This window comes from Psychrobacter sp. KFRI-CH2-11, from assembly GCF_038239325.1.
GTDB lineage: Bacteria > Pseudomonadota > Gammaproteobacteria > Pseudomonadales > Moraxellaceae > Psychrobacter > Psychrobacter celer.
Genome location: NZ_CP151283.1, coordinates 1,624,640 through 1,649,757, shown reverse-complemented (window position 1 = coordinate 1,649,757; position 25,118 = coordinate 1,624,640). Strand labels below are relative to the sequence as shown.

Annotated in this window: 18 protein-coding genes; 10 read left to right on the top strand and 8 right to left on the bottom strand. The window is 46.5% G+C overall.

Features of this window, described 5'->3' with window-relative positions; translation table 11 throughout:
* The first annotated feature begins 33 nt into the window (after window positions 1-33).
* Together AADH33_RS06840 and AADH33_RS06835 are read left to right on the top strand one after the other, a co-directional pair.
* Entirely contained in the window at window positions 34-903 is an 870-nt protein-coding gene (locus tag AADH33_RS06840; protein WP_348548390.1) for an isochorismatase family protein, read from the top strand.
* Window positions 904-935: 32 nt separating this feature from the next.
* The gene (locus tag AADH33_RS06835; protein WP_348548389.1) at window positions 936-2,855 is read left to right on the top strand and encodes an AMP-binding protein; all 1,920 of its coding nucleotides are present in this window, start codon (window positions 936-938) and stop codon (window positions 2,853-2,855) included.
* A gap of 245 nt (window positions 2,856-3,100) precedes the next feature.
* Here AADH33_RS06835 and dhbA read toward each other — a convergent pair whose 3' ends face one another.
* The 7 genes from dhbA to AADH33_RS06800 all read right to left on the bottom strand — a co-directional run bounded on the left by dhbA (window position 3,101) and on the right by AADH33_RS06800 (window position 11,590).
* Window positions 3,101-3,859: a 2,3-dihydro-2,3-dihydroxybenzoate dehydrogenase gene (gene dhbA, locus AADH33_RS06830; protein WP_348548388.1), complete on the bottom strand. Its 759-nt coding sequence runs from the start codon at window positions 3,857-3,859 to the stop codon at window positions 3,101-3,103.
* A 30-nt stretch (window positions 3,860-3,889) separates the two neighbouring features.
* Window positions 3,890-5,038, bottom strand: a complete 1,149-nt coding sequence (locus tag AADH33_RS06825; protein WP_348548387.1) for an isochorismate synthase — start codon at window positions 5,036-5,038, stop codon at window positions 3,890-3,892.
* 348 nt (window positions 5,039-5,386) lie between these two features.
* Window positions 5,387-6,244 carry a 4'-phosphopantetheinyl transferase family protein gene (locus AADH33_RS06820; protein ID WP_348548386.1) on the bottom strand — a complete coding sequence of 286 codons (858 nt, stop codon included), beginning with the start codon at window positions 6,242-6,244 and terminating at the stop codon, window positions 5,387-5,389.
* Window positions 6,219-6,980 carry a thioesterase II family protein gene (locus AADH33_RS06815; RefSeq protein WP_348548385.1) on the bottom strand — a complete coding sequence of 254 codons (762 nt, stop codon included), beginning with the start codon at window positions 6,978-6,980 and terminating at the stop codon, window positions 6,219-6,221. The genes AADH33_RS06820 and AADH33_RS06815 overlap by 26 nt, the downstream gene beginning before the upstream one ends.
* Window positions 6,981-7,066: 86 nt before the next feature.
* On the bottom strand, window positions 7,067-8,650 hold the full coding sequence (locus AADH33_RS06810) for an ABC transporter ATP-binding protein (RefSeq protein WP_348548384.1): 1,584 nt from the start codon (window positions 8,648-8,650) through the stop codon (window positions 7,067-7,069).
* Window positions 8,647-10,257 carry an ABC transporter ATP-binding protein gene (locus AADH33_RS06805; RefSeq protein WP_348548383.1) on the bottom strand — a complete coding sequence of 537 codons (1,611 nt, stop codon included), beginning with the start codon at window positions 10,255-10,257 and terminating at the stop codon, window positions 8,647-8,649. Before AADH33_RS06805 ends, AADH33_RS06810 begins: the two co-directional genes overlap by 4 nt.
* Window positions 10,258-10,441: 184 nt before the next feature.
* Complete coding sequence (locus tag AADH33_RS06800; RefSeq protein ID WP_348548382.1) at window positions 10,442-11,590, bottom strand: histidine decarboxylase; 1,149 nt, start codon at window positions 11,588-11,590, stop codon at window positions 10,442-10,444.
* Between the two features lie 612 nt (window positions 11,591-12,202).
* On the opposite strand from AADH33_RS06800, the gene AADH33_RS06795 reads away from it, so the two are divergent.
* Entirely contained in the window at window positions 12,203-14,308 is a 2,106-nt protein-coding gene (locus tag AADH33_RS06795) for a condensation domain-containing protein (RefSeq protein WP_348549963.1), read from the top strand.
* Between the two features lie 577 nt (window positions 14,309-14,885).
* On the opposite strand, the gene AADH33_RS06790 is transcribed toward AADH33_RS06795, so the two are convergent.
* Window positions 14,886-15,944, bottom strand: coding sequence for a hypothetical protein (locus tag AADH33_RS06790; RefSeq protein WP_348548381.1), 1,059 nt, complete (start codon window positions 15,942-15,944; stop codon window positions 14,886-14,888).
* Window positions 15,945-16,232: 288 nt separating this feature from the next.
* On the opposite strand from AADH33_RS06790, the gene AADH33_RS06785 reads away from it, so the two are divergent.
* From AADH33_RS06785 to AADH33_RS06755, 7 genes are all read left to right on the top strand, one after another.
* The gene (locus AADH33_RS06785; protein WP_348548380.1) at window positions 16,233-17,297 is read left to right on the top strand and encodes a LysR family transcriptional regulator; all 1,065 of its coding nucleotides are present in this window, start codon (window positions 16,233-16,235) and stop codon (window positions 17,295-17,297) included.
* Window positions 17,298-17,576: 279 nt separating this feature from the next.
* Window positions 17,577-18,884: an NRAMP family divalent metal transporter gene (locus tag AADH33_RS06780; protein ID WP_348548379.1), complete on the top strand. Its 1,308-nt coding sequence runs from the start codon at window positions 17,577-17,579 to the stop codon at window positions 18,882-18,884.
* Window positions 18,885-19,302: 418 nt separating this feature from the next.
* A complete protein-coding gene (gene prpB / locus AADH33_RS06775) occupies window positions 19,303-20,196 on the top strand; it encodes a methylisocitrate lyase (RefSeq protein ID WP_348548378.1) in 894 nt (297 codons plus the stop codon).
* Window positions 20,197-20,308: 112 nt separating this feature from the next.
* A complete protein-coding gene (prpC, locus tag AADH33_RS06770) occupies window positions 20,309-21,439 on the top strand; it encodes a bifunctional 2-methylcitrate synthase/citrate synthase (RefSeq protein WP_348548377.1) in 1,131 nt (376 codons plus the stop codon).
* A 99-nt stretch (window positions 21,440-21,538) separates the two neighbouring features.
* Entirely contained in the window at window positions 21,539-24,184 is a 2,646-nt protein-coding gene (gene acnD, locus AADH33_RS06765; protein ID WP_348549962.1) for a Fe/S-dependent 2-methylisocitrate dehydratase AcnD, read from the top strand.
* A gap of 142 nt (window positions 24,185-24,326) precedes the next feature.
* Window positions 24,327-24,638, top strand: a complete 312-nt coding sequence (locus AADH33_RS06760; protein ID WP_025646995.1) for a type II toxin-antitoxin system Phd/YefM family antitoxin — start codon at window positions 24,327-24,329, stop codon at window positions 24,636-24,638.
* A 20-nt stretch (window positions 24,639-24,658) separates the two neighbouring features.
* A complete protein-coding gene (locus AADH33_RS06755) occupies window positions 24,659-24,919 on the top strand; it encodes a Txe/YoeB family addiction module toxin (RefSeq protein ID WP_348548376.1) in 261 nt (86 codons plus the stop codon).
* Window positions 24,920-25,118: the final 199 nt, after the last annotated feature.

Here is a 25,118-nt window from a genome sequence, read left to right as displayed (position 1 = left end):
CCCAATACTTTTAAATTCAATAGCGAGCCTTGTATGACCATCAAAACCCTCTCCGACTACCCCATGCCGCAGCCTGAAAGCTACCCCGCCAATAAAGTAAATTGGCAACTCGATGCCAAACGAGCCGTACTTCTAATCCATGACATGCAGCGTTATTTTATTAATTTTTATGAGACAGACAGTACACTTATCAATACCTTGATCCAGCATTTAACACGCCTGCGCCAATGGGCTTATGACAATGGCGTCCCTGTGGTATATACCGCCCAGCCTTATGAGCAGCCAGAGGAAGACCGCGCCCTACTCAATGCCATGTGGGGCGAAGGCTTGCCAGCATCGACAGCCGATCAGCAACCCATTGTCGATCCGCTCACCCCAGCTGACACAGATACCGTCTTGACCAAGTGGCGCTACAGCGCGTTTGCCCGCTCAGACTTGCAGGCGCGTATGCAAGGCTGGAACCGTGACCAGCTGATTGTGGGCGGGGTTTATGCCCATATTGGCTGTATGGTGACCGCTATAGATGCGTTTATGAATGACATTCAATGCTTCTTAGTCGGTGATGCGGTTGCTGACTTCTCAGAAGCGGAGCATCGCATGGCATTACAGTATGTGTCTTCGCGTTGTGGTCAAGTGCTAAATACCGAGGCGATCGTTGGGGCAAAAACGGACAAGATCACCAAACAGTGGCTTCATACCCGAGTTGAGCAGCTCATTGAGGAAGAGGAAGAGATCGACCCTGAGGAGAATTTAATTGTCTACGGGTTAGACTCGCTTAAGATCATGCAGCTTGCCGCCGAGTTTAAAGGATATGGCGTTGATATTGGTTTTGAAGAGATTGCACGCAATCCAACCTTGTCTAACTGGTGGGATTTGATACAACAGCAGCAAAAGTCAGCCTAAATAGTTCCCCTAGATAAAAGGATATAAAGAACGTGAGTGATGACCATCTAGAGGGTGTTTATACTCCCAACCAAGACGCTGCATTTGCAAACGTCGTATTGCATGACTATCTTGCTGCGATTAAGACCAATATATTGGTCACACCGCCAGATAAGACCGCGCTTATTTTTGCTGATCAATCGATCAGCTATCATGAGGTGGGGCATCATGTTGCAGCAATAATGACCATCTTTAGGCAGCAAGGTATTCGTGCTGGGTCTGTTGTGGCCATTTGCTTGCACAAGAGCCCTGAACATGTCTATACCACGATTGCATGTGCCTTAATGGGTATCGTTTGGCTGCCTGTTGATATACAAGCACCGCGCTCAAGGATTGACTACTTACTGACCAATAGTCGGGCCGACTTTGCCGTCAGTCAGGGGCCACTATCGCCGCTGTCTGGTATTCAAATAACGATCATTAATATTGATACCGCGCGCGGTCATAACGAACCGATAGATCTGCGTGACTGGTCTTGTGCCTATGATTTAAGCCGCCGCCCTGCCTACTATCTCTATACTTCGGGTAGCACAGGAAAACCAAAATGTGTGGTCTTAAACAATCAGGCAACCGCCAATGTCTTGCAACAAACCATAGCACACTGGGACATCACTCATAATGATGTCTGTATGGCTATCACGCCTTTTCATCATGACATGTCTGTATTCGATATTTTTGCGCCCCTATCAGTGGCAGCGACGCTGGTCATCCCAACTACCGAGCAGCAAAAAGATGCGGGTGCATGGGCAACATTGATCGCCAAACATCACATCACACTGTGGTGTAGCGTGCCTGCCATTGTCGATATGTTATTGACGGTGAGTGGTCATGATCAAATCAAGACCCTGCGCTTAATTGCCCAAGGCGGTGACTATATCAAGCCATCTATGATTGCCCTGCTCAAACAGACCTTGCCCCAAGCACGGCTGTTTTCTTTAGGCGGGCCGACAGAAACCACCATTTGGAGTATTTGGCATGAGATCCTTGACGACGATCAACACACCATTCCATACGGGAAGGCCTTAGCACACAACCAGTATCACATTCTAAATGAGCAGCACGCGCCTTGTGAGGCTGGTACTATCGGCACCATGTATATGTCTGGCATCAATTTATCAAATGGCTACTTATTGGATGGAGAGACACATCACAATGACTTTGTGCCTATTGAAACGATAAATGGCGGTGTGGTCATGGCCTTTATGATGAGTGATTTGGGTTATTATCGAGATGATGGTGCAATCATATTTTCAGGACGCAAGGCAGGCTATCTCAAGGTCAAAGGCGTACGCATTGCAGCATCTGAAGTTGAAAATTCATTATCTAGCCATCCTACCATTCATCATGCCGTAGTGATCAGTTGCACAAACCCTACCACCGATATCAATGAGCTGGTGGCGCTTTATACCATCGACAATATCGACAATACGCATGACATAAGCAATACCAACCGCGTGTCCAAGCAACAGCTGGGCGCTGTTGATCTAAGAGTCTATCTAAAAGATCAGCTACCAAGCTCGCACATTCCCTCTAAGTTTTTATTAATAGACGACATACCGCTGACAGCGAACCACAAAGTCGATCGCAACAAGCTATTAAGCCTAGCACAGGAACGATTATCTATAGCGCCAACGCCTGTCATAGCGGGCATACCCACTGATCCCAGCCTGTCAGCAGAAGTGATTGATACCATCTTGACCTTATTCAAAAGCCATCTACCCGAGCATCAAACGCAAATGCTGAGGGGCGATACGCAACTGTTTGCTTTAAACCTAAAACCCAAACAGCTGATGACCATTGCCACACAGCTGTCACAGCAGCTGAATGTCTCACTTGATTTTTATTCACTGGGGGCCTGTAAAACACTGGGTGAGGTAATGACAAAAGTACAGCTTGCTTTAGACCGTTCATAAAGCTGCGCTACATAAAGAGGATCTAAAAAAGGTTTACTGCGGTAAACCCTTTTTAGATCCTCTTTATCTTTTTTATGTCTTTTTTAAGTGCTCATATAGTCTATCCATTTTAAAAAGAGTACGGTTCTACTGGGGTAAATTGTACGAAGCATCTGTCACGCTTGCGAACAGCCAGCGAGGAAAATTTATACCAGTAGAACATGATGACCGTACCACTTTTATTTTGGATTAACTATACCACCGTGCTAGCACCCTAACGTCGCACCACCATCCACCACCAGATCCTGCATGGTAATATGTGACGACTGATCGCTTATAAAAAACATGATCGCGTTGGTGATGTCTTTAACCTGCGCTATTTTTTGTAGCGGTATGCCAAGTTTATACTGTTTAAGATTGCCCGCAATGGTGGTTTGCTCGCCATTGTCATCTGTCCATAGCTGCGTTTGCATCGCCGTCCCCGTGGATCCTGGTGACACCACATTGGCTCTGACACCATATTCAGCCAGCTCTAATGCCACTGTCTTTGTGAAGTAAGTCAGCGCCGCTTTTGATGCTCCGTAGGCGGACATATTGATACGCGGCATTGCGGCGGCATTGGATGACACCACAACGATACTGCCACTGCGTTTTTCTTTAAAATAAGGCGTCAACTTTTGGCAGAAGTGAAAGCAAGAAAACACATTTACCGCAAAGGTATCCAGCCAATCGGTCGAGGACATATCATTGTGCTGTCCCAAATGCAGGACACCTGCAATATGAATAAAATAGTCAGGGGGACTGACCCTTAATAGTGTCTCGCATAAATGCACAATCTGCTGTTCATCTCGAATGTCACAAATGTGTACCTGCTGTTGTAGCGCTGCGGGCAGCTTGTCTTTGGTCTTATCGATACCGATAACCTCAACATCCTCATCTAACAGGCGCTGCATCACATCTGCGCCAATGCCTTGATTGACGCCCACCAGCCACGCGGTTTTTTTTATCACAGTGTGGTTTGTCATTATACTGATCCTTAAGTGGGTTTGAGTGGGTTACGCGCTGGTGTCACAGAGGCGTAGTATGGTTTTCATTTTGTCTTCTGTCTCACGCCACTCCGACTCTGGGTCAGACCCTTCGACGATACCAGCACCCGCATACAACCGTAATTTTTTATCATTGAGTAGCCCGCAACGAATTGTGACGACCCACTCGCCATTGCCTTCTGCATCCATCCAGCCCACCAAGCCTGTGTAATAACCGCGCTCATACCCTTCATGCTGCAATATAAAATCTTTGGCCAATTGCGTTGGTGTACCACACACTGCAGGGGTTGGGTGTAGTTTTAATGCCAAGCTCAAAGCATTGGGCGCGGCTTTTTTTAGTGTGCCTTGTAATATTGAGGACAAATGAAACATGGTCGAGGTTTCGAGCACTTCTGGAAACTCAGATATACTCAGCGTCACACAGTCTGCCACCAGATTACGCGATATGTTTTCGACAACGATTTTATGCTCGTGCTGATCTTTGATTGACTCATGCAAGGCGCGTTGGTTTCTTTGATTGTGCTCTAAGCTATCACGCTTGGGTCTAGAACCCGCTAGAGGATTGCTCTTAACGAGCCGATCTTTTTTAGACAATAGTAGCTCTGGGCTCGCCCCTAGTAGGTATTGCTGATTGTCTACGGGTATCACAAAGTTATAAGCGGTTGGGTTCTTATCCAGCAAGGCGTCTAAGTAAAAGGCGAGGTTCTGCGACTCATCAAAACGGACATCAACCGCTTGTGACAGCACTATTTTTGTTAGCTCTGTGTTTTTGAAAGTCTCTAACGCATAATTGACGGTTTTTTCAAACTTATCTTGATTCACCAGCAATGTCTTGTTCTTGATGTGCGTCTCATTTTTTATCAGATCAGCTTTTTTGGTTTTTTTGTCCGACTTAGCGTAGTCACTATAAAAATTTAATACCGCGTCATTTTTGATATCAAAAGGAATAGCAGCAATTAAGATTGGGTTTTTATCGCCATTATTTTTCATCTCTTTAAAACAATCAGCGATACGCTGATTAAAATGTACCGTATCTGCTGCAGGTGTCGTTAGCGTCTGCGAAAAACGCTTGCCGATCAGGTGATACTCTTTTGTAGAAAAGCAGGCAAAATATGCTTCATGATTCGACGGTGTTTCTACATAATGTTGTAAAGACATAACTGATATCTCACTGTGGTTATTGATGCATCGATCGTTATTGTGACTTATATTATTAAATTTAAATGATAATTATAGTAATGCTGATAATCATTATCACTTGCAAATTACAGATGGTACTTGTAATAAGTTTTTGATTCTTACGGACGGTGCTCTACAGGGTTGCCAAGACGCTATGCCACCTACTATGGATATATAGCTACTGTAATAAGTGAAAGGCAAGTGACTCATAAATAGCCGCCTGTCATGGCATAAGCGCTTTGTAGTACAATTCTTGTCACTGCTTTATATAATCAGCGCCATCGTAAGACAGCTCGCTCAGCACATCTTATTCATTTTTTGATATCTCTATGATATAGAACAGATGGTGATAATATGCTGCCCTGTCATCCCCCACTGCACCTGCATCACTGTTTGGGTCAGTCCGTTTTCTTGTGCCTTTTGCATGCCATCAATGATGGTAAACGTCATAACGTCACCAGACACACCTATATACTCAAACGCTAAAAAACTCAGTAATACATTATATTTGGCATATATCGCCTTAATGAGGCTCTCTTTAGCAGAAAATATCATTAAATAGATATAATGATTTGGATGTGTGCCACACAAATATTCTACCAGTGTCATAGTTTCTTGATGATTTAAAAAAGCATGATGATTTAAAGGAGCATAGTGCTGAGACTCATCACGATCAAAGCAAACATTATGCTCAAAACAGACATTGTTTATTTTGGCCTCAATATCCACCCCTATAGCACGGCAATCCTGCATAGATGGTTGCCGATAAGCGCAGCAGATCGCCGTACACGATGTTTTGCCACCTGTGTGGCTAATGCTCCCCGTCATGCCATCTGGCCATAGCGGCTCGCCATGCATCCCTTTTAAGACGGTAAAATGAGCCAAGCCGAACGCCCGTAAGGCAAGCTTTGCCGCTAAGCGTCCCGTCAAAAAATCCAGCTTTCGCTTTGTGGATACGCGGGTTAATGCCTTTGGTAAGTCAATATCAAAACAATCATATGCCGCCTCTATCGCAAAATTGGCGGTCAATATACTCACAGACAGCTGATGTATCTGGTGATGCGCGAGCACTATGGTGTGATACGTCAGCCGAATACGCTGTTGTATATCACTCAGCGCCCGCGCATCTTGTGCCAATAAAACACTGGTGTCCGATACCTCACGCTTTATAGTGTGGTAACGCATGCAGCAAACACGCCTCTATTTTTTTTAGCATTTGCGCAAGCGATGACGGATTTAAAAAATAAAAATGATCGCCTGCCAGTGCATGACACCCCAAAAAAACCTCAGAATGTGCCTGCCACGCTTGCATCATCGCCTCGTCTTCGATATCTGGATCATCAATACCATAAAATACAATTAAAGGTCCGGTTAAGGACATAGGTGTCTTAGTTACCTGCTGACAGATAAGCTGGTCACTGACAGAAAAATCATTACGAATAATGGTCAAGAAATAGTTGAGCGCTGCTGGGTTTTGTAAAATCTCAGGTGGAAAGTTATTGTAATGCGCCAGTTTTTCGATAATCTCATCATCCGTTAAGTGCTGCCTGCCACAGATATGTTGCAAATATTGCGGCGCTGGGCGACTGCTGACCACCACTAGTGCCAATGATTCAAGCGCATCCTGTGCGCGCAAATGATCAATCACCGTCCACAGCAAAGCGCCACCGACACTATGTCCAAATAAAATATAAGGTATGTTTTTGTAGGACATAATCGTCTGGGCAATGTCTGCCGCCAATACATTTGGATCATTAACCAAGGGTTGCCCCGATCTGCTGCCATGCCCCGAATACTCTATCGGTATGACTTTTATATGGCGATGTTCACAGGTCTCGGCAACGACTGGTTTCCATGCGCTATAAATTGCAGAGCTGCTGCCAGCGGGTGGCAGACAAAACAGGTGATAACAGTTATTCATTGACATCATATTTACCCAGCTTTATATCTCTATGTTTCACCATATATAGTGTCTGTCTTCACATACAGGAGCGAACCGCATCAGCCCTATAAAGCGATAGATTGGGTCGGCTGCCAGATCGTCGCATCGCGATGCGTTACAAAAACCACCGTAGCAGATAAGGCGCGAATGCTATCGGCAATGACCTTTTCGATCTCATCATCCAAAGCCGATGTCGCTTCATCTAATACCAAAATGGGCGCTTTTTTGATCAATGCACGTGCCAGTGCGACGCGTTGACGCTCTCCTCCTGATAACGCCGCGCCTTGCTGACCCACGGACTGATTTATTCCTTCAGGGGTACGATCAATCACAGACTCTAGCCTCATTTTTCGGGCAATGCTGTCAATCTCAACGTCTGATGCTTGCGGATTGCCAATACGGATATTTTCAGCCAGAGTGCCTGTAAATACGATGGGGTCTTGAGGGACATAGGCGATATGCGCCGCCAAATCTTCATATGCCATGTCATTAATCTTTACCCCCCCGAGCAAAATGTGACCGTGTTCAGGATCATCAAAACGCATCAATAACTCAAGCAAGGTGCTCTTACCGCTGCCGCTCACACCCGTAACCCACACTCGATTGCCTTCTGGAATATCAATATTAATGTCTTTTAAGACGGGTGCATGGCTCACCTGACGCATACTGAGCTGATAGTCAGCAGGAGCAGATTTAAAAAGGGTGGGCTCAGGCAATGTTGGTGTATTGATCGCCTGCTGATAATTCTGTAAAGAGACCTTTAAATCATTGATACCCAAACCTGCCACAGCCAGTTCATCAAGTGGGGCGGCTGCACGACCGACCAAAACCAGTACTGCCAAGATCATTACCGCACTACTGCCACCTGTGACGATGAGGTAAGCGGCCATACCGGCTATGGGTAACACCGTAGCTAGATTTGAGACAAACACAGCCATGGCGGCAGCGTTGTTGGTGCTTTTTAAGGCCTCTTCTTGAGTACGCCAGCGCTGCTCAATACGGTCGATGGCGCGTTTGGGGCCTGCCGCTGTTCTTAATAACTCAATATGATCTACCAATTCAAGCGTGGCTTCTGCGGTGCTGGCTTCTGCCTTATGCCGATTGTTATCTGCACGACTTAGCGCTCGCTGTGATAAAAATTGAATGATCAAAGACAATATCAATAGCGCCGCTGCCACCAATGCCAGCGTCAACCCTGCAACCACGCCGATCCCAACGACCAAAAATAAGGGAATACAGGGCGCATGTAAGAACTTTTGCAGCTGATGCGCGGGGATACTCATAAACCCTGGTATACCTTGACCAGCAATGGTCGCAACCTGAGCACGATGCTCATTGGTAAACCAAGACAGTTTGGTGCGCGAGAGTGCTTGACCCAGCGCCGCGTACAAGTCACCCGCCAGTCGCACACCAGTTAAGTAGCCTGAACGATTGACCAATACGGTAGCAAAAATGGCGGCACAAGCGGTGATTAAGACCCATTTGGGCGACCATTGATTGACAATACCTAGTGCCAGCGCGGTATAAGCAATGGCTTCTAGGACAGCGACCACTATCCAGCCTACCCCTACTATCATCAATCGCCTGCGCGCAATCGCTGGCAATGACGATGCTCGCTTTTTGTGTGATGTATCTACGGTAATACTCATGACAAACGCTCCAGATCAGTATTGGGTATCAGCTCTAGTCGAGCATCTGTTTGATCCGCCAATGCCTTATCATGAGTCACCATAATGATGGTCTTTTCCTGATTGTGTGCTTCATGTAGCAAGGCTTTTAGCACTTTTGTAACCCTCGCCTGATCCAAGGCGCTGGTCGGTTCATCAAGTAGAATGATAGGTGCTGATGATAAAAATACGCTGGCAAGACCGATACGCTGACGTTCGCCACCTGAGAGTGATTGAGCATCGGCGCTCAGATCCACGCTCAGCTGAGCGCACTCTAGTGCCGCGTTAAGCGCTTGATCTGTGGCATGCGGGGCAAATAATAGTAGGTTGTCTTTAACGGTTGCAGGCAGTACATCACCCCCTTGCGGTACGAACAATACGGCATTATGTCTGGTATGTTCATCCAGCTTGGCTATATCCGTATTTTCCAGCTGCACCTGTCCGGCGTGCAATGGCTCAAAGCCTGCCAGCATACGCAGCAGCGTCGTTTTACCCACGCCGCTAGGCCCTGTGATGGCAGTGACGGCATTTGTCTTAAATGTATGCGTCAGTCCGTCAATAATCTGGACATTATCGATCACCATCTTAGCGTCTGTAATGTTCAGCGTGAACGGTGCTGATAGTTGCGTTATGTGACCTTTGGGTAATATCGGTTGTTGTAATAAAGCAATCAGCCGACTTGCCGCCGCTTTACCAGCCCCAACATAATCCAGTCCATGCCCTAAACGTAACGCGGGACTGACAACGGCGAGACTGAAAAACAAGATCGTGGCCATCACAGGAGTGTCGTAGTCATAAGCAATCAGATAAGCAATCGCAAATGTCGCTACTGCTTGTAACAGTGCCACGGCCATACCTGCGAGCGTCGCCACTTTACTCACCCACATGACCAAGCTGTCTGTAAAGCGCTTGGTGGCATCATGATAAGCAGCCAACGCTCCCGATTGTTGGCCATAGATACGATTGACGCGGATACCACGTGCATAGTCATCTACGGCGGAGATGACCTCGCCCACCACCTGCATGCGCGCAGCACCATCACGGGCCGTCACACGCGGCACAATGACTAAATAATATAAAGAAGCGATTACACCTGGCAGTAAGACCCACAGCGCCACAGGGCCTGCCACACTCACCAATATCACAATAGATACCAGCGGTAAAATCGCAAAGCTTGTCACCTCTGAGGGCAGGTGCGCTACCATGTGATGCAGCGTCGTAATGTCTTCTGACACCAAGCGGCGTAAAGACTGATCGCCTTGCTTGGATAGTGTGGTTGCGGGCAGTCGGGTCACATGATTGGCCACTTGCCGCCGCAATCTTGCAGAAAACGCCGCTTCTGCATCATGAGCAAGCGCCGATGCGGCAGCGGCAAACAAAGCGCCTAGCAACCACAGCCCCACAGCCGCAATCACCCACGGTAATGCGATATCCTCGATTAATTTTACCAAGCACCACAGCGCCCCAAGCATGGCCAGACCAGATAAGGACGAGGACAGCACGCCAATAGAGAGCTTGGGGAGTGCAGGACGTAAAGCAGGCATGATTACAGGGTCAGTCATCAAGCTGCGCAATGTTGACTTGCTCATTGATTTCTCCGATGACCGTGGTTGGTTTGTTCCATAAATTGAATCCAGCGCGCTTATTTACCAGTATGATTGGTTGTCAGCATGAGTAAAAATTAGAAAAAGATAGCGGCCAATAGGTTTGATCGCTTTGCATTTAAGATTAGGTAGAGCAGTGATACTAAGATTAAGTGATACTCAGACCGCATTAACTGAGCTGTAGACGCTCTTGTAAGCTTGCAATCACATCTTTAATCAAAGCATCAATCTTGTGACTGTCTTTGTGATGCGCGGTCGCAATCAGATGGGCTTGATCCTCAGAGACAGCAAGACCATGCTTTTTCCACACCGCCTCAGAGGGGCACGGAAACACCACAGTGATAGAGTTAGGGTTGCGCCATGCATCAATCCCCGCTTCTTGGAATTGATCAACCGCGTATTGAGCCATGTTCAGACAGTGTTGAATACGTTGCTGCCACTGCTGTGGTGAACGATTATGAATAGCCGCCCACATAAATAGCACGGAGTGACCATTTCGAGAGCCACTAATGGTTTGATCGCGGGCGCAAATATAGTCGATATCTACGGCGATACGATCGACGTTTTTACGCTTTGCCACCACAATACCGCATGGCACAGGCGAGCCAATCATTTTATGTCCAGACACACTGATAGAGTCGATACCATCGCCAAATGAAAATGGCTGCGGACAGTCCACAAAAGGCAAAATCATACCGCTGAGCGCCGCATCTGCATGCAAATAGTAATCCTGACGACGGATGCCAACGTGCTCTAATTGCTGTTGAATGATTTTTATATTGTCTACCGCCCCTGACATGGTCGTACCAATATTGGCGAAGATGATAGGGTTTTTGTCCCCATTGCGCTGTACCTGATCAATCAAATCATCGTAATCTATTTCACCATTGTCTAAAGACCCAATGACACACGACTTCATACGCAGTAGTTTGGCAATCTTTAAGACCGAATAATGCGTCTCTTTGGAGTAGTACAACGTGGCATGGGGAAATAGCTCTCTTGCTAAATAGCAGCAGAACATATTGCCCTCTGTCCCACCATTAGTAACATAGCCCCAGCTGTCCTCAAAAGGTATTTGAAACAAATCGGCATAGTAATTCATCACCTCTTTTTCAAACGAAAATGAGTTCAGCGCATAGTTACTGGGTGCATCCCAGTCGCCGCAGTTGTTGAGGGAAAAATTAAAAAACCGATACAAAGCAGAATAGTCGAAGTCTGCAGACTCAGGATAGCCAACATTAAAATACTGATTTTTTAGGCAATAATGCCAAAAGTCATTGAGACGTTCTTGATAAGCAACAGATAGCATTACATTCATTCCCACCACAGATTAGGTTATATAGGGTTATTTTTTACGATTAAATAGTCAACCCAAGTAAGTTTTATACTACTAGATACGTGCTTACAGGCCATCAGTTCCCGCTATTATTCTTTGTCAATCACTTATGATTAAAGGCTTGAGAGCCTTGTTATGAATAAATGATTTGGGCATGGTTGAATACACGCTCTTGACAATAGTTTTGATTATAATCATAATGATAATGATAATCAACCTCATTTAAAATTAAGACTCTGATTTGCTCATCAATGCTTAGCTCGCTGATATGTTTTGGTACGTTTTATTTGTGCATACAATTTATGAGTACAAAACGTCAGCGCCCCATATCTTATTTAGATAGGATATGGGGCGCTGGACGGCTTACTTTTTGATGTACAACCCGATCGGGTACTTATTATTAGACGTGAGGCATGAGTATAGGAGCATTGATACAAATACGCTGCTACACCAACCCTTTTTACACACATACCTCTTTACAAGAATGAGGTTTTTATTGACTTTTATTAAATAGGACAAACTATGTTGGCGCAGAATTCTACATCACAAGTACAGCCACCCAAGCCAGTCAGCGACTATGAAGAGCATATTTGGATGTTACAATTACAACAACCTGAACAGGTTATTCGACATAGTGGGGCTTGGCGTCTGAGTGGCGATATCGATGAGGGGGTATTACGCCAAGCGATTAAAGACACTATCGAAGAGATACCTGACTTAAATGTCAGATATCGTTTTAGTGATGATGGGGACTTGTATAAATACCAATATGAACAATCTGAGTGCTGCTTACAGACAGCTAGCGTGGCTGCTATCGACATCCCTACCTATATGTCCAAGCTAAAGGATATGCCATGGAGTGCGGCGCTTAACCCGCCTTTTAATTCATTTATTGTACATACTGAATGCGATACGGTTCTTATATTGGAGTTGCATCCCATACTTGATCAAGCTCATCAACTGGCAGACCTTACTGGTGTCATACAAAACCGCTATCATCAGCAAATGCCGAAAGATGCTACTCTGAGCTGGACAGCCATTGAAACGCCAGTATCCACACACAACACACAAAAAATCGCCTCAGAGCAGGCGCAAGATCAAGAAGCGCGTACTGCCATTATCCTTGGCGAATTTCGCGCCGCCCTTGCCGAGCCTGAGATGACCGCGGCAGATGATTTCTTTGATTATGGCGGTCACTCCTTACTGGCCACCCGTATTATTGGCAAACTTGCCCAGTCTCATGGTATCGACATTGGCTTTAACGATTTTTTTAAATCACCCTCAGCTGCCGCCCTTGCCGAGCATGTGAGCGTCAATAAAACTGACCACACGACCGAAGCATCAACGGCAGCGACTGGTGCTGCCGTTTTTCAAGAACAAGCACCGCTGACATTGGCGCAGCAGTTTTTGTGGCATGCTTATACGGCCTACGACTTTAGTTCGATATACAACCTGCCTTTTGCTATCGCTTTTTCTGAGGCGGTCGATGAACAGATTCTCTATCAAGCTTTTAGCGACATCATCAAACGTCATGCCAGTTTGCGTACGACCTTTCACACACAGAACGATGTAACGCTACAGCGAATTGTGCCCGTCTCAGAGCTGGATCAATATCAATGGTTTTGGTTTAGTGAAGACAGTCAAGGCGTCACTCTAACTGATGAAGCCGATTACCAATTTGACCTCGCCTCTGAGCTGCCATTAAGAATTCGCTTTTTGCCAAGTCCAGCATCTGAACCGCAAGTATTGTCCCTACTGATACATCATATGGTCATTGATGAATGGTCATTAAATACCATCATGGCAGACCTCTCTCAGGCTTATTGGTCTCGAGCGCTACATCAAGAGCCGCAGTGGGATACAAGCGCAGGCAATATCAATGATTTTGCACTACTTCAGCAGCTGCAAGGTATCAACCAGCAACATGTCAATTATTGGACAGATAGGTTACGTGAGGCTCCTAAAGGCTTTGCGCCGCCTGACCCAAGTGCTACTATCACGCCAAATGAGGTATCAACCAACGCGCAATGCATCGAGCTGGATCTTGATGCAGCGGCCTATCAGACAATATCTGCCTTTGCTCGGCAACATGGTTCGTCCTTATTTGCGGTTATATATACAGCGATAGCCCTGTCTTTGCACAAGCAAAGTGGGTTAGACGATATCGTTATTGGTACGTCCGCCTCTGGCAGAACCGATGCCGAATTCTTCGATACGGTTGGCTATTTTACAACGATGGTCGCACATCGCATCCAATTCGATACTGAGCAATCGGTTGAATCGCTACTCAACGATATTACCTTTACCATCAATGACTCTATGCGCTATGCAGACATCCCGATTGATATTATCCAAAAATCACTGGGGATGTCCCCTACCGATGGCCTACTCTTTGATGTCTATATACACATTCATTCAAATAATGCCTTAAATGGCGCGTTAACTGCTCCTAATAATAAAGCGCTAAACTATCAGCAGATACCACCGAAAAAAGACATTTCGATGTTTGGGCTGCATTTTGAGATTATGGATGATGTATTTGAAGAAGATCAGCATGCTTTGCGCATAGTGACCACCTATCAACAAGACCGCTATTCTACGGCGCTGGTAGAGAGTGTTTGTGACAAAATCAGTCAGATATTAGCGATACTAAACACGACCAATGGCAGTGATTATAAGCTCGGTCAAGTGCTACTCTGATGTGATTTAAGAGCGCAAATTTACACGCGATTTTTGATATATTGGTATATGCAAACTTCGTCATAATGGTGCTGTGTTTTTCAATGCGATTGGCGATAAATCATACCAATCGCCCAGTTAATGTCATTTGATTCTTTCTCATTCATTAAAGACGCAATACTCACTGTCCTTACAAGATCACCCCAAAATTTCTGAATTTAGAAGAACAGTGGCTAATATCGTAGAAGGCAAAGATTCTTGCTTGCTTGTGATATATGGCCTGTGCTCTATTCATGACTGTAATACTGGCACTAAGTATGCACAGCGCCTGAGATAGCTATCTGATAAAGTAAAAAAATACTCATAGTCATGAGAAGCTACTTTGAAAAGCCGCGTACGATTTTTGGCTGGTTCATGAACCAATCTGCAATATACCTGTGCTATTCTTTTATTTTAATATGCTTCCTCGTGAACCTCATTTCAGGTAGCCATAAGTTAAATAATGTCTATAAAATACTAGATCAGTGATTATATTAGCGCTTATTAGACATTGCCTTGCTAAGCACTGCATGGCCAGTCCACCCTACAAAGAACATCATCAATCATTGGTCTCGCGGTACAAGGTGGTTTGTGATTCATCTTTAAATTCTTCGTAAGTAATCACAGGCTCAGCATCCAACTCAGTATCCAAATTCTCATCCTCGCTGGTTGAGGCAGCATTGCTTTGACTTTCGCTTTGACTTTCATCAGCTGGCTGCTCGGTTGTAGCGATTTCGTCTGATTCATCCGAGCTAAGTGCTGCATCAGAGTCGTTTGACGCTGTATGATCAGCAGTTGCACTGGTGTCTGTCATCGCATCTTGCTCTTGCTGAGTCGCTACAGCCACAGTGCCCGTGGCTGCTGCATTGTCATTATCAGGGGTTGTGGCTTCTGTACTTTGTGTAGGGTTGTCTTTTGTATCGTTAGAGAAATAAGTGATGGCGGCATAACCCAGCACAGCCGCTGCTAAAAATACTGAGCCGATACCGATAATGAGTGTTGACGGTTTGCGTTTACTTGCCAGCGTTTGCTCGTCTTGAGGGTGGATACTTTGAGAGTCGGTATTTTGAGAGCTGCTAGCCTCAATCTCTGTGCTGGCAGCCGCTTGACGATCCTGTGGTTCATGGTCGTCGATGTGATGCTTTGGCGCTATGCCACTATCTATTTCTGAAATATCTGAGCTAAAGACACTGCCCGTCCCTTTGTCGGTATCTAGCTCACCCTCAGGCGTTGATACACTGTGAGAGGTTGTGGTCGTTCTATCTGGCTCAGAAAAGTCCAGCGTAAAATCAAGCGTGTCGTTGTCGCGCTCAGTATCTGGTGCCGCAGCTGTCGCTTCTTTTGGCAGCTTTGTTGGCTGGGTATCATGCTTATCTTGACTGGCAAAAAATTGCAGTTCTTCGTCGGTCAGCGGCTCATAAGTAGGCAGATGACGTGCGCTGTTTAGCGGCTCTAGTTTTTTATGAGACTCAGGGTGCTGCACACGTTTCAAAAAACGCTTGTAGATATCACCATTACGCTTGTCTCTGCGATTTTTAGCATTGGCAATCTTTTTTGCCAACTTTGTGTCAAGCTTTGCTTCAAGATCAATACTACTGTCATTATTTATATCGTTCATAGAATGATACCGAGCCAGTTATACTATTACCATCAGATAAAGGATAATACAGTTTATTTGCCAAATGTAACAGCACCGTTACGGCCAATATAATTGCCTACTGCTCTATCTTCAAGCACAATTTGTAGGCTTTACCTATTTACCTTTACAGGGCGCGCTTGATTTTTTCAAACGTACGTCTCAAACGTATGATGGTTCTTTCATCATATCAGGCGCGTTGCCAACGTTTTAAATCAAACGATTAAAATACAGTATAAAGACAACAATAGATATAACAGGCACTCAGATATGGATTTAAAACAACTGAAGGCGTTCATTGCGATTGCAGATCTACGCAGCTTTAGCGCAGCGGCAACCCAGACAGGTTTGTCGCAGCCAAGTCTGAGTCGCCTGCTCAAACAGCTTGAGACAGAGATGGGTGTGGTGCTCATTGATCGTTACCATCGACCACTGCATTTGACAGATGCGGGGGCGTTTTTTTATGAAAAAATCAGTGCCGTACTGACAGAGATTGAGACAGTCACCAGCATGACTCAGCGCTTATCTATGCCCAGTAGCACACTCAATATCGGCTTTGTGCCATCGGTGCTATATGGGCTACTACCCGACATTATCGCCACCCTAAAGCAGTCAAACCCTGATATCGATGTCAATCTTAAAGACATCAGCTCTTATCAGCAGATCGATGCACTAAAATCTGGCGAGATTGACATCGGTTTTGGGCGCTTTGCTCACCAAGATCCTTGGATTCAGCAGATACTCCTGCGTCATGAGCGCTACGTGGTGGCCTTGCCCAAGGCGCATCCGCTCGCACAGGTGCGCGCGCAGCGTTTAATAGATTTGGCAAATAACCGTTTGATCTTATACCATCAAACACACCTGCCGATAGCCACCACCGTATCGACAGTATCGACAGCTTTTTCGTCATCAAAACCTAAGTCGCCGGCCTCTTCGCCAATCGATACCGATTCTGCAGCCCAGCAGCGTACGTCATCGGATGCTCAAGCGCCGCTAGTACAAAACGAGCCGATCACCGAGCCGCTGCTGCATTTATTTGCCCAATACGGTGTATCACCATTTATGACCACCACAGTGAGTGACTTACAAGTGGCACTGGGCCTGGTGGCGGCAGGCGAAGGGATCACGCTGGTGCCTGCCAGCCTAAGCACTGTCCGTACCGAGCAGATCAGCTATCAGCGCCTCATTCACGAAAACGCCACCTCCCCTATTTATTTACATACGCTCAAAGACTGCGTTCATCCTAGCATCCCCGACCTACTCACCGCGACGTATCAAGTATATGAGCAGCGCGGTATCACCTATCGACCACAAAAATTTGCCTCGATGCCTTAAATTATCAGATATCGAACGATTATTATGTTATAAAGAACGGCCAAAAAAAATTCGTCCAAACTCTTGATATTTACATGCAATTATGCTAACTATCAAGAATGGGCATGCAAACAATTAGTAATAATTATTAGAATAATCATTCTCCTGAGCTACTTTGGTGTGCTAAAGTCGATACAAGATGAATCGTTTTATTTGAAGGTAATAAAACGTTCATGACCGTTCATTGGCAGACTGACACAGGTAAGTGATGATTTGCCGTTCAAACATCTCGAGGTATTCATGTCCACACAACCACTCAACAACTCTCGCATTGCAAGCACCGACGCGACCGACAGCGCAACCGATGAGGCGCAGCAGCCCAAGGGCTTTAGCTGGCGTATCTTTGGCCCAGGGATTTTGATGGCGACGGCCGCTATCGGCGGCTCGCATCTGATCTCATCAACGCAGGCTGGCGCGATATATGGCTGGCAGCTTGCGATCATGATTATTTTGGCCAACGTCGTTAAGTATCCGTTTTTTCGCTTTGGTACTGATTATGTCTATGACACAGGTGAGAGTCTGATTGCTGGCTATGCCAAGCGCTCAAGGGTCTATCTTTGGGTGTACTTTATCCTATCTGTCTTGTCTGCCGTCATCAGTACCGGCGCTGTGTCACTGATTGCTGCGGTGATATTAGGCTTTATGCTGCCCGCCTCTATTGGTCTATCGACGATGACGTTATCGCTCATCATTGTAGCCGTGTCTTGGTTCTTTTTGATTGCAGGTCACTATAAGTTACTCGATGGCGTGACCAAATGGATCATGATTGCTCTCACGACGGCTACCATTGCGGCGGTCATCATCGCTGCTGGCAAGCCGACCGTGATGGCGGCTGACTTTGTTGCCGCCTCGCCATGGAATTTGGCGACACTAGGCTTTATTGTGGCGCTAATGGGCTGGATGCCCGCACCATTAGAGTTTGCTGCCATTACCTCTATGTGGACCTCTGCCAAGGTTAAAACCGATCATACGACCCACCGTCAGGGCCTGCTAGATTTTAATGTCGGCTACTCAGTATCTGCGATACTAGCACTGTTTTTCTTATCACTTGGCGTGTTTGTGCAGTACGGCTCAGGACAAGAAATTGAGCTGGTTGGCGGTGCTTATATCAGTCAGTTGATTAATATGTACACAGCGACCATCGGTGAGTGGTCACGGCTGCTGGTCGCCTTCGTCGCCTTTATGTGTATGTTTGGCACCACCATCACCTGTGCCGACGGTTATGGCCGTGCCAACGCAGAGTGCTGGCGTTTGCTCAAAGGCGAAAAGGAAATCAACAAAAAACAAGTCGCGTTCTGGACAACTTATGCCATCGGTGGTGGTTTGGTAATCATTACCTTCTTTACAGGTCAGCTCGGCGCGATGCTCAAGTTTGCTATGATTTCCGCCTTTGTCTCGGCGCCCATCTTTGGCTGGCTCAACTACTCACTGGTGAAAAAGCATAAAAAGCTATCAGCTGGCATGAATGCTTGGTCGATCGCTGGGCTTATTTTCTTAGCCAGCTTTGCGTTATTGTTCTTAGCCAACCTAACTGGTATGTTTGGCTAGAGCATAAAAGCACCTCTTTGTTAAGCGAATAAAGCTCAAGCGAACAAAAGCCCTTTTAGCATTTTAGTATTGCTATTAGGGCTTTTTTTGGCGACTAGATAACGCACCTACTCCTCTGCTCTGCCAAAGCTCGCCAGCACAGATATAAATGTAAATAAATGTAAATAAACCACCGTCAGTACTTTTATGATTTAAAGGATATAAATAATAAATCAAAGAAATAGCGATTTTTTGGATAATGCTATTTGAAATACGAATATATTTACTTTTCTTTCACTGATAAATTAGTAATCATTTATAAATCTAGCTTAGCAGGGTCTTTGCATCGGTAGATATTTGGGTATAATCAAAAACCGATACGACCAAACTCACTTTTTATACTCAGTGTTTTTCATAAAACGATAACAAGGACCACCACATGACTTCTTTATCCGCTGGCGCACGTTTTCGCCAAGCTTTGACTCAAAAAAACGACCAAAACCAACCATTACAGATCGTCGGTACTATCAACGCCTATACCGCAATGATGGCGACCCAAGTCGGTCATCAGGCCATCTATCTATCAGGCGGCGGCGTCGCCAATGCGTCTTTTGGCTTGCCTGATCTGGGCATGACCAGCCTTGATAATGTGCTAGAGGATGCGCGCCGTATCACTGACGCGGTGGATACGCCGCTATTGGTCGATATCGATACTGGTTTTGGTGGCGCTTTTAACATTGCCCAAACCATCAAAAAAATGGAAAAAGCGGGCGTGGCTGCTGTACATATCGAAGACCAAGTGGCACAAAAACGCTGCGGCCATCGCCCAAACAAAGAAATCGTCAGTATCTCAGAGATGGTCGATCGCCTAAAAGCGGCCTTAGATGCCAAAACCGACCCTGATTTTGTGGTCATGGCGCGCACCGATGCGTTATCGGTCGAAGGGTTGGACGCGGCGGTTGAGCGTGCGGTAGCCTTCCAAGAAGCAGGTGCCGATATGATCTTTGCAGAAGCGCTAACCGACATTGAGATGTATCGCAAGTTTACCGATGTGCTCGACATCCCCGTATTAGCAAACATGACAGAGTTTGGCCAGACCGATCTATACACCACCGATCAGCTATATGGAGTGGGTGTCGATATGGTGCTGTACCCCTTATCTGCTTTTCGCGCAATGAACAAAGCCGCCCTCAATGTCTATCAGCATCTGTTAGATGACGGCACACAAGAAAACGTCGTCGATACCATGCAGACCCGCATGGAGCTATATGATTTCTTAAACTATCACGAGTTTGAGCAAACGCTAGACAAACTGTTTGCAGATAACAAGTAAGCACCGATTAATAGGTGTCAGTCAATAAGTATCTATTGTAAGTGCTTATCACTGTGATACCACCCTTTTCGTCAATTACCCAAACAAGCCACCTAAAAAAAGGAATTCAACCATGGCAGCACAAAAAGAATTATCAGGCGCAGGTCTACGTGGTCAAGTCGCAGGCAAGACCGCGCTATCGACAGTTGGCAAATCAGGCTCAGGCCTGACCTATCGCGGCTACGATGTCTCTGAGCTGGCGGACAAGTGCATCTTTGAAGAAGTGGCGTATTTGCTACTGTATGGTAACTTGCCTACCCAAAGCGAGCTTAATGCGTATCAAGCCAAACTCAAAAAAATGCGCGGCCTACCGCAAGCGCTAAAAGACGTACTCGAGCGCATTCCAGCAGACGCGCATCCTATGGACGTACTGCGTACGGGCTGCTCGATGCTAGGTAACCTTGAGATGGAAACCGACTTCGATCAGCAAAATGATAAAACCGATCGTATGCTGGCGGTGTTCCCATCTATCATCAACTACTGGTATCGCTTTAGCCATGACAACGTGCGTATCGAGACCGAAACGGATGATGCCACCATCGGTGGGCATTTCTTGCATCTGCTCAAAGGCGAGAAGCCAAACGAGCTACACGAGCGCGTGATGAACGTCTCACTTATTTTGTACGCTGAGCATGAGTTCAACGCCTCGACCTTTACCGCCCGTGTCTGTGCGTCTACGTTATCGGACATTCATTCTTGTATCACAGGGGCGATTGGCTCACTACGCGGGCATTTGCATGGCGGTGCCAACGAGGCTGCTATGGACATGATCGAAGGCTTTGCTTCACCTGATGAGGCCGAAAAAGAGATGCTGGCCATGCTGGCACGTAAAGATAAAATCATGGGCTTTGGTCATGCGATCTATAGCGAGTCGGATCCGCGTAACGTCGTCATCAAAGGCTGGTCTGAAAAGCTGGCGGCTGACGTCGGTGATGAGGTGCTATACCCAGTATCGGTACGCTGTGAAGAAGTCATGTGGCGCGAGAAAAAACTGTTTTGTAATGCTGACTTTTTCCATGCCTCAGCCTATCACTTCATGGGCATCCCGACCAAGCTGTTTACACCCATCTTTGTCTGTTCACGCTTAACTGGCTGGGCGGCGCACGTGTTTGAGCAGCGCGCCAACAACCGTATCATTCGCCCAAGCGCGGAATATACGGGCGAAGAGCTGCGCCCAGTACCGGACATCGGCGCGCGCGGTTAATTTTTTTAAATAACAGCTATTTTTAATAACCCTTCTTAGTAAGGATGATCCGTCATGACAGACAACAAACAGCCGTTAACGCAAGTTAATCCGCAAACCATGAACGATAAGTACAAAAAGCTCTTGCCCGGCACCGAGTTACATTACTTTGATGTCGAGCAAGCGGTCAATGAGATCGAGCCTGGTGCTTATGCCAAGCTACCATTTAGCTCAAAGGTATTATGCGAAAACCTTGTGCGCCGCTGCCCACCTGAGGATTTGCGTGAAGCACTAGCGCAGCATATCTACCGTAAGCAAGAAGTCGACTTTCCTTGGTACCCTGCCCGCGTGGTATGCCACGATATCTTAGGACAAACCGCGTTTGTCGATTTGGCAGGCCTACGTGATGCCATCGCCGAAAAAGGTGGTGATCCTGCCAAAGTAAATCCCATCGTACCGACGCAGCTGATCGTTGACCACTCATTAGCCGTAGAGCATGCCGGTTTTGAAGAAGATGCGTTTGAAAAAAACCGTGCCATTGAGGAGCGCCGTAACGAAGACCGTTTTCACTTTATCAACTGGTGCCAGTACGCCTTTGATAACGTCAACGTCGTCCCGCCTGGTAATGGCATCATGCACCAAATCAACCTAGAAAAAATGTCGCCTGTCGTACAAGTGGTCGCCGACCAAGACGGCGATGCTATCGCCTTCCCTGACACCCTAGTCGGCACCGATAGCCACACGCCGATGGTCGATGCGCTTGGCGTTATCTCTATCGGTGTCGGCGGGCTAGAGGCCGAAAGCGTGATGCTGGGCAATCCCTCATACATGCGCTTGCCAGATATCATCGGTGTCGAGCTGACAGGTAAACTACAAGAAGGTATTACTGGTACCGATTTAGTGCTAGCGATGACTGAGTTTTTACGCACTGAGGGCGTGGTGTCATCTTATTTAGAGTTCTTTGGTGAAGGTGCACGAAACCTAACGGTTGGTGACCGCGCCTCCATCTCTAATATGACCCCTGAATATGGTGCCACGGCAGCGATGTTCTCCATCGATGAGCAGACCATTGATTACTTGCGTCTCACCGGTCGCTCAGAGCAACAAATCAAAATCGTAGAAGCTTATGCCAAGCAAGTTGGCCTCTGGGCTGATGGCCTAAAAGAGGCTGAGTATGAGCGCGTACTACGCTTTGATTTATCAAAAGTCGTACGCAACATCGCAGGGCCGTCACGTCCCCATGCTCGCGTATCAACGACTGATCTTGTGGCCGAGGGCATTGCTCACGGCGAAGGGAATAAGTTGCCTGAGCCAAAAGATGGCCAGATGCCAGATGGTGCCGTCATTATCGCTGCGATCACCAGCTGTACCAATACCTCAAACCCACGCAATATGGTGGCCGCTGGTATCGTCGCCCGTAACGCCGTCGAAAAAGGCCTCATTCGTAAGCCTTGGGTGAAGTCCTCACTAGCCCCTGGCTCAAAAACCGTTAAGCTGTATTTAGAGGAAGCAGGGTTGCTACCTGAGCTACAAAAGCTAGGCTTTGATGTTGTGGCCTTTGCCTGTACCACTTGTAACGGTATGAGCGGCGCGCTGGACCCAGATATCCAGCAAGAAATCATCGATCGCGACTTATTTAGTACCGCTGTGCTATCGGGCAACCGTAACTTTGATGGTCGTATCCATCCGTATGCCAAGCAAGCGTTCCTCGCCTCGCCGCCGCTTGTGGTCGCTTATGCCATCGCAGGTAACATCCGCTTCGATATCGAAAAAGACTCATTGGGTAAAGACCAAGACGGCAACGATGTGTATCTAAAAGATATCTGGTTTGACGATACGGAGGTCGACGCTATTGTCAAATCAGCGGTCAAGCCTGAGCAGTTTAACCAAGTGTACATCCCGATGTTTGATGAAGCCAAAGCGCAGGCAGGCCGTAATGAAGCGTCGGTCATCGACCCGCAATATGACTGGCGCGAAATGAGTACCTATATTCGCCGTCCACCGTATTGGGAAGGTAAGATGGCGGCAATGAATAAGTTAAAAGGTCTGCGTCCACTCGCTGTGCTTGGTGATAACATCACAACCGATCACATGTCGCCGTCTAATGCCATCATGGGAGATTCCGCTGCTGGCGAGTATCTCGATACCATGGGCTTGCCTGAGGAAGACTATAACTCATACGCCACCCACCGCGGCGATCACTTGACTGCGCAGCGTGCCACCTTTGCCAACCCGAAGTTGCTTAATGAAATGGTGCGCGACGAGGATGGCAACGTCATTCAAGGCTCACTCGCTCGCGTGGAGCCAGAAGGTACGGTCATGCGTATGTGGGAGGCGATCGAGACGTATATGAATCGTGAGCAGCCACTTATCATTATCGCCGGTGACGGTTATGGTCAAGGCTCCAGCCGTGACTGGGCTGCAAAGGGCGTGCGTCTGGCTGGCGTGGAAGTCGTTGTCGCCGAAGACTTTGAGCGTATCCACCGTCAAAACCTCGTCGGCATGGGCGCTCTTCCCGTGCAGTTTAAAGAAGGCACCAACCGTGAGACGCTAAACATTGACGGGTCTGAGATTTTTGATATCGAAGGGGACGTCTCCGCTGGCGGTGATATGACTCTGGTCATTCATCGCACAGACGGCACGGTTGATAAAGCGCCTGTTATCTGCCGCTTAGACACGGCGGATGAAGTAAAAATGTACAACTCTGGCGGTATGCTCCAGCGTTTTGCCAAAGAGTTTATCGAAGGTACGCTAGATATTGCGTAAGCGTTAAGACATAGCGTATAAGTAATAAATAAGCCGATGTTGTATAGAGTGTCTATATGGCATCGGCTTTTTTATAATTATTGATATACTTTTATAAATAGCGTAACATGTACTATTAATTGTACAAGTATTGGAGACTGTTATGAGAGTAATTAGTTTTTCAGAAGCGAGAAAGCATTTAAAGTCGGTTTTAGACACCGTTAATGACGATGCCAATGCCACTATTGTGACTCGCCGTGATGCAGATGATGCTGTGGTCATGTCCCTTGATTACTACAACAGCCTGATGGAAACCGTCTATTTATTAAAATCTCCTGCTAATGCCGCTCACTTAGCAAAATCAATTGCGCAGTATCAAGCTGGCAAGACGGCAGTGCGTGATTTAATAGATAATGAAGATGTAGAGGACGCTGATAGTTATTCAAGCGATGAAACCGATGCTGAAGATGCTTAATACTACTGCGAGTAAAAGCTATGAATGAACAGCTAGCATGGACGGATGCCGCTTGGAAAGATTATCTATATTGGCAAACGCAAGATAAAAAAACCCTTAAACGCATCAATAAGTTAATCACAGAGTGTAAACGCAGTCCATTTGAGGGCATCGGCAAGCCCGAACCTTTAAAAGAAAACCTATCAGGATTTTGGTCTAGGCGTATCGATGATTCTAACCGTCTAGTATACGCAGTTGATGATAACTATCTGACTATTATTTCTTGTCGCTATCATTATTAACTTTTTAAATCTATCCAAACTTAAAAGGTGTAACCTGACCTATCTCAATCTCTGTTTGAGCGATTAATAATTGACGTATGAACTCATAAGACAAATCAGGGTTATCTTGCATTATCTGATTAATTTTCGCCGAATTATCACTTTGTTCTTTTCCTAAATGCATAACAACACAACCTTTATTTCAATTAGTCTTGATCAC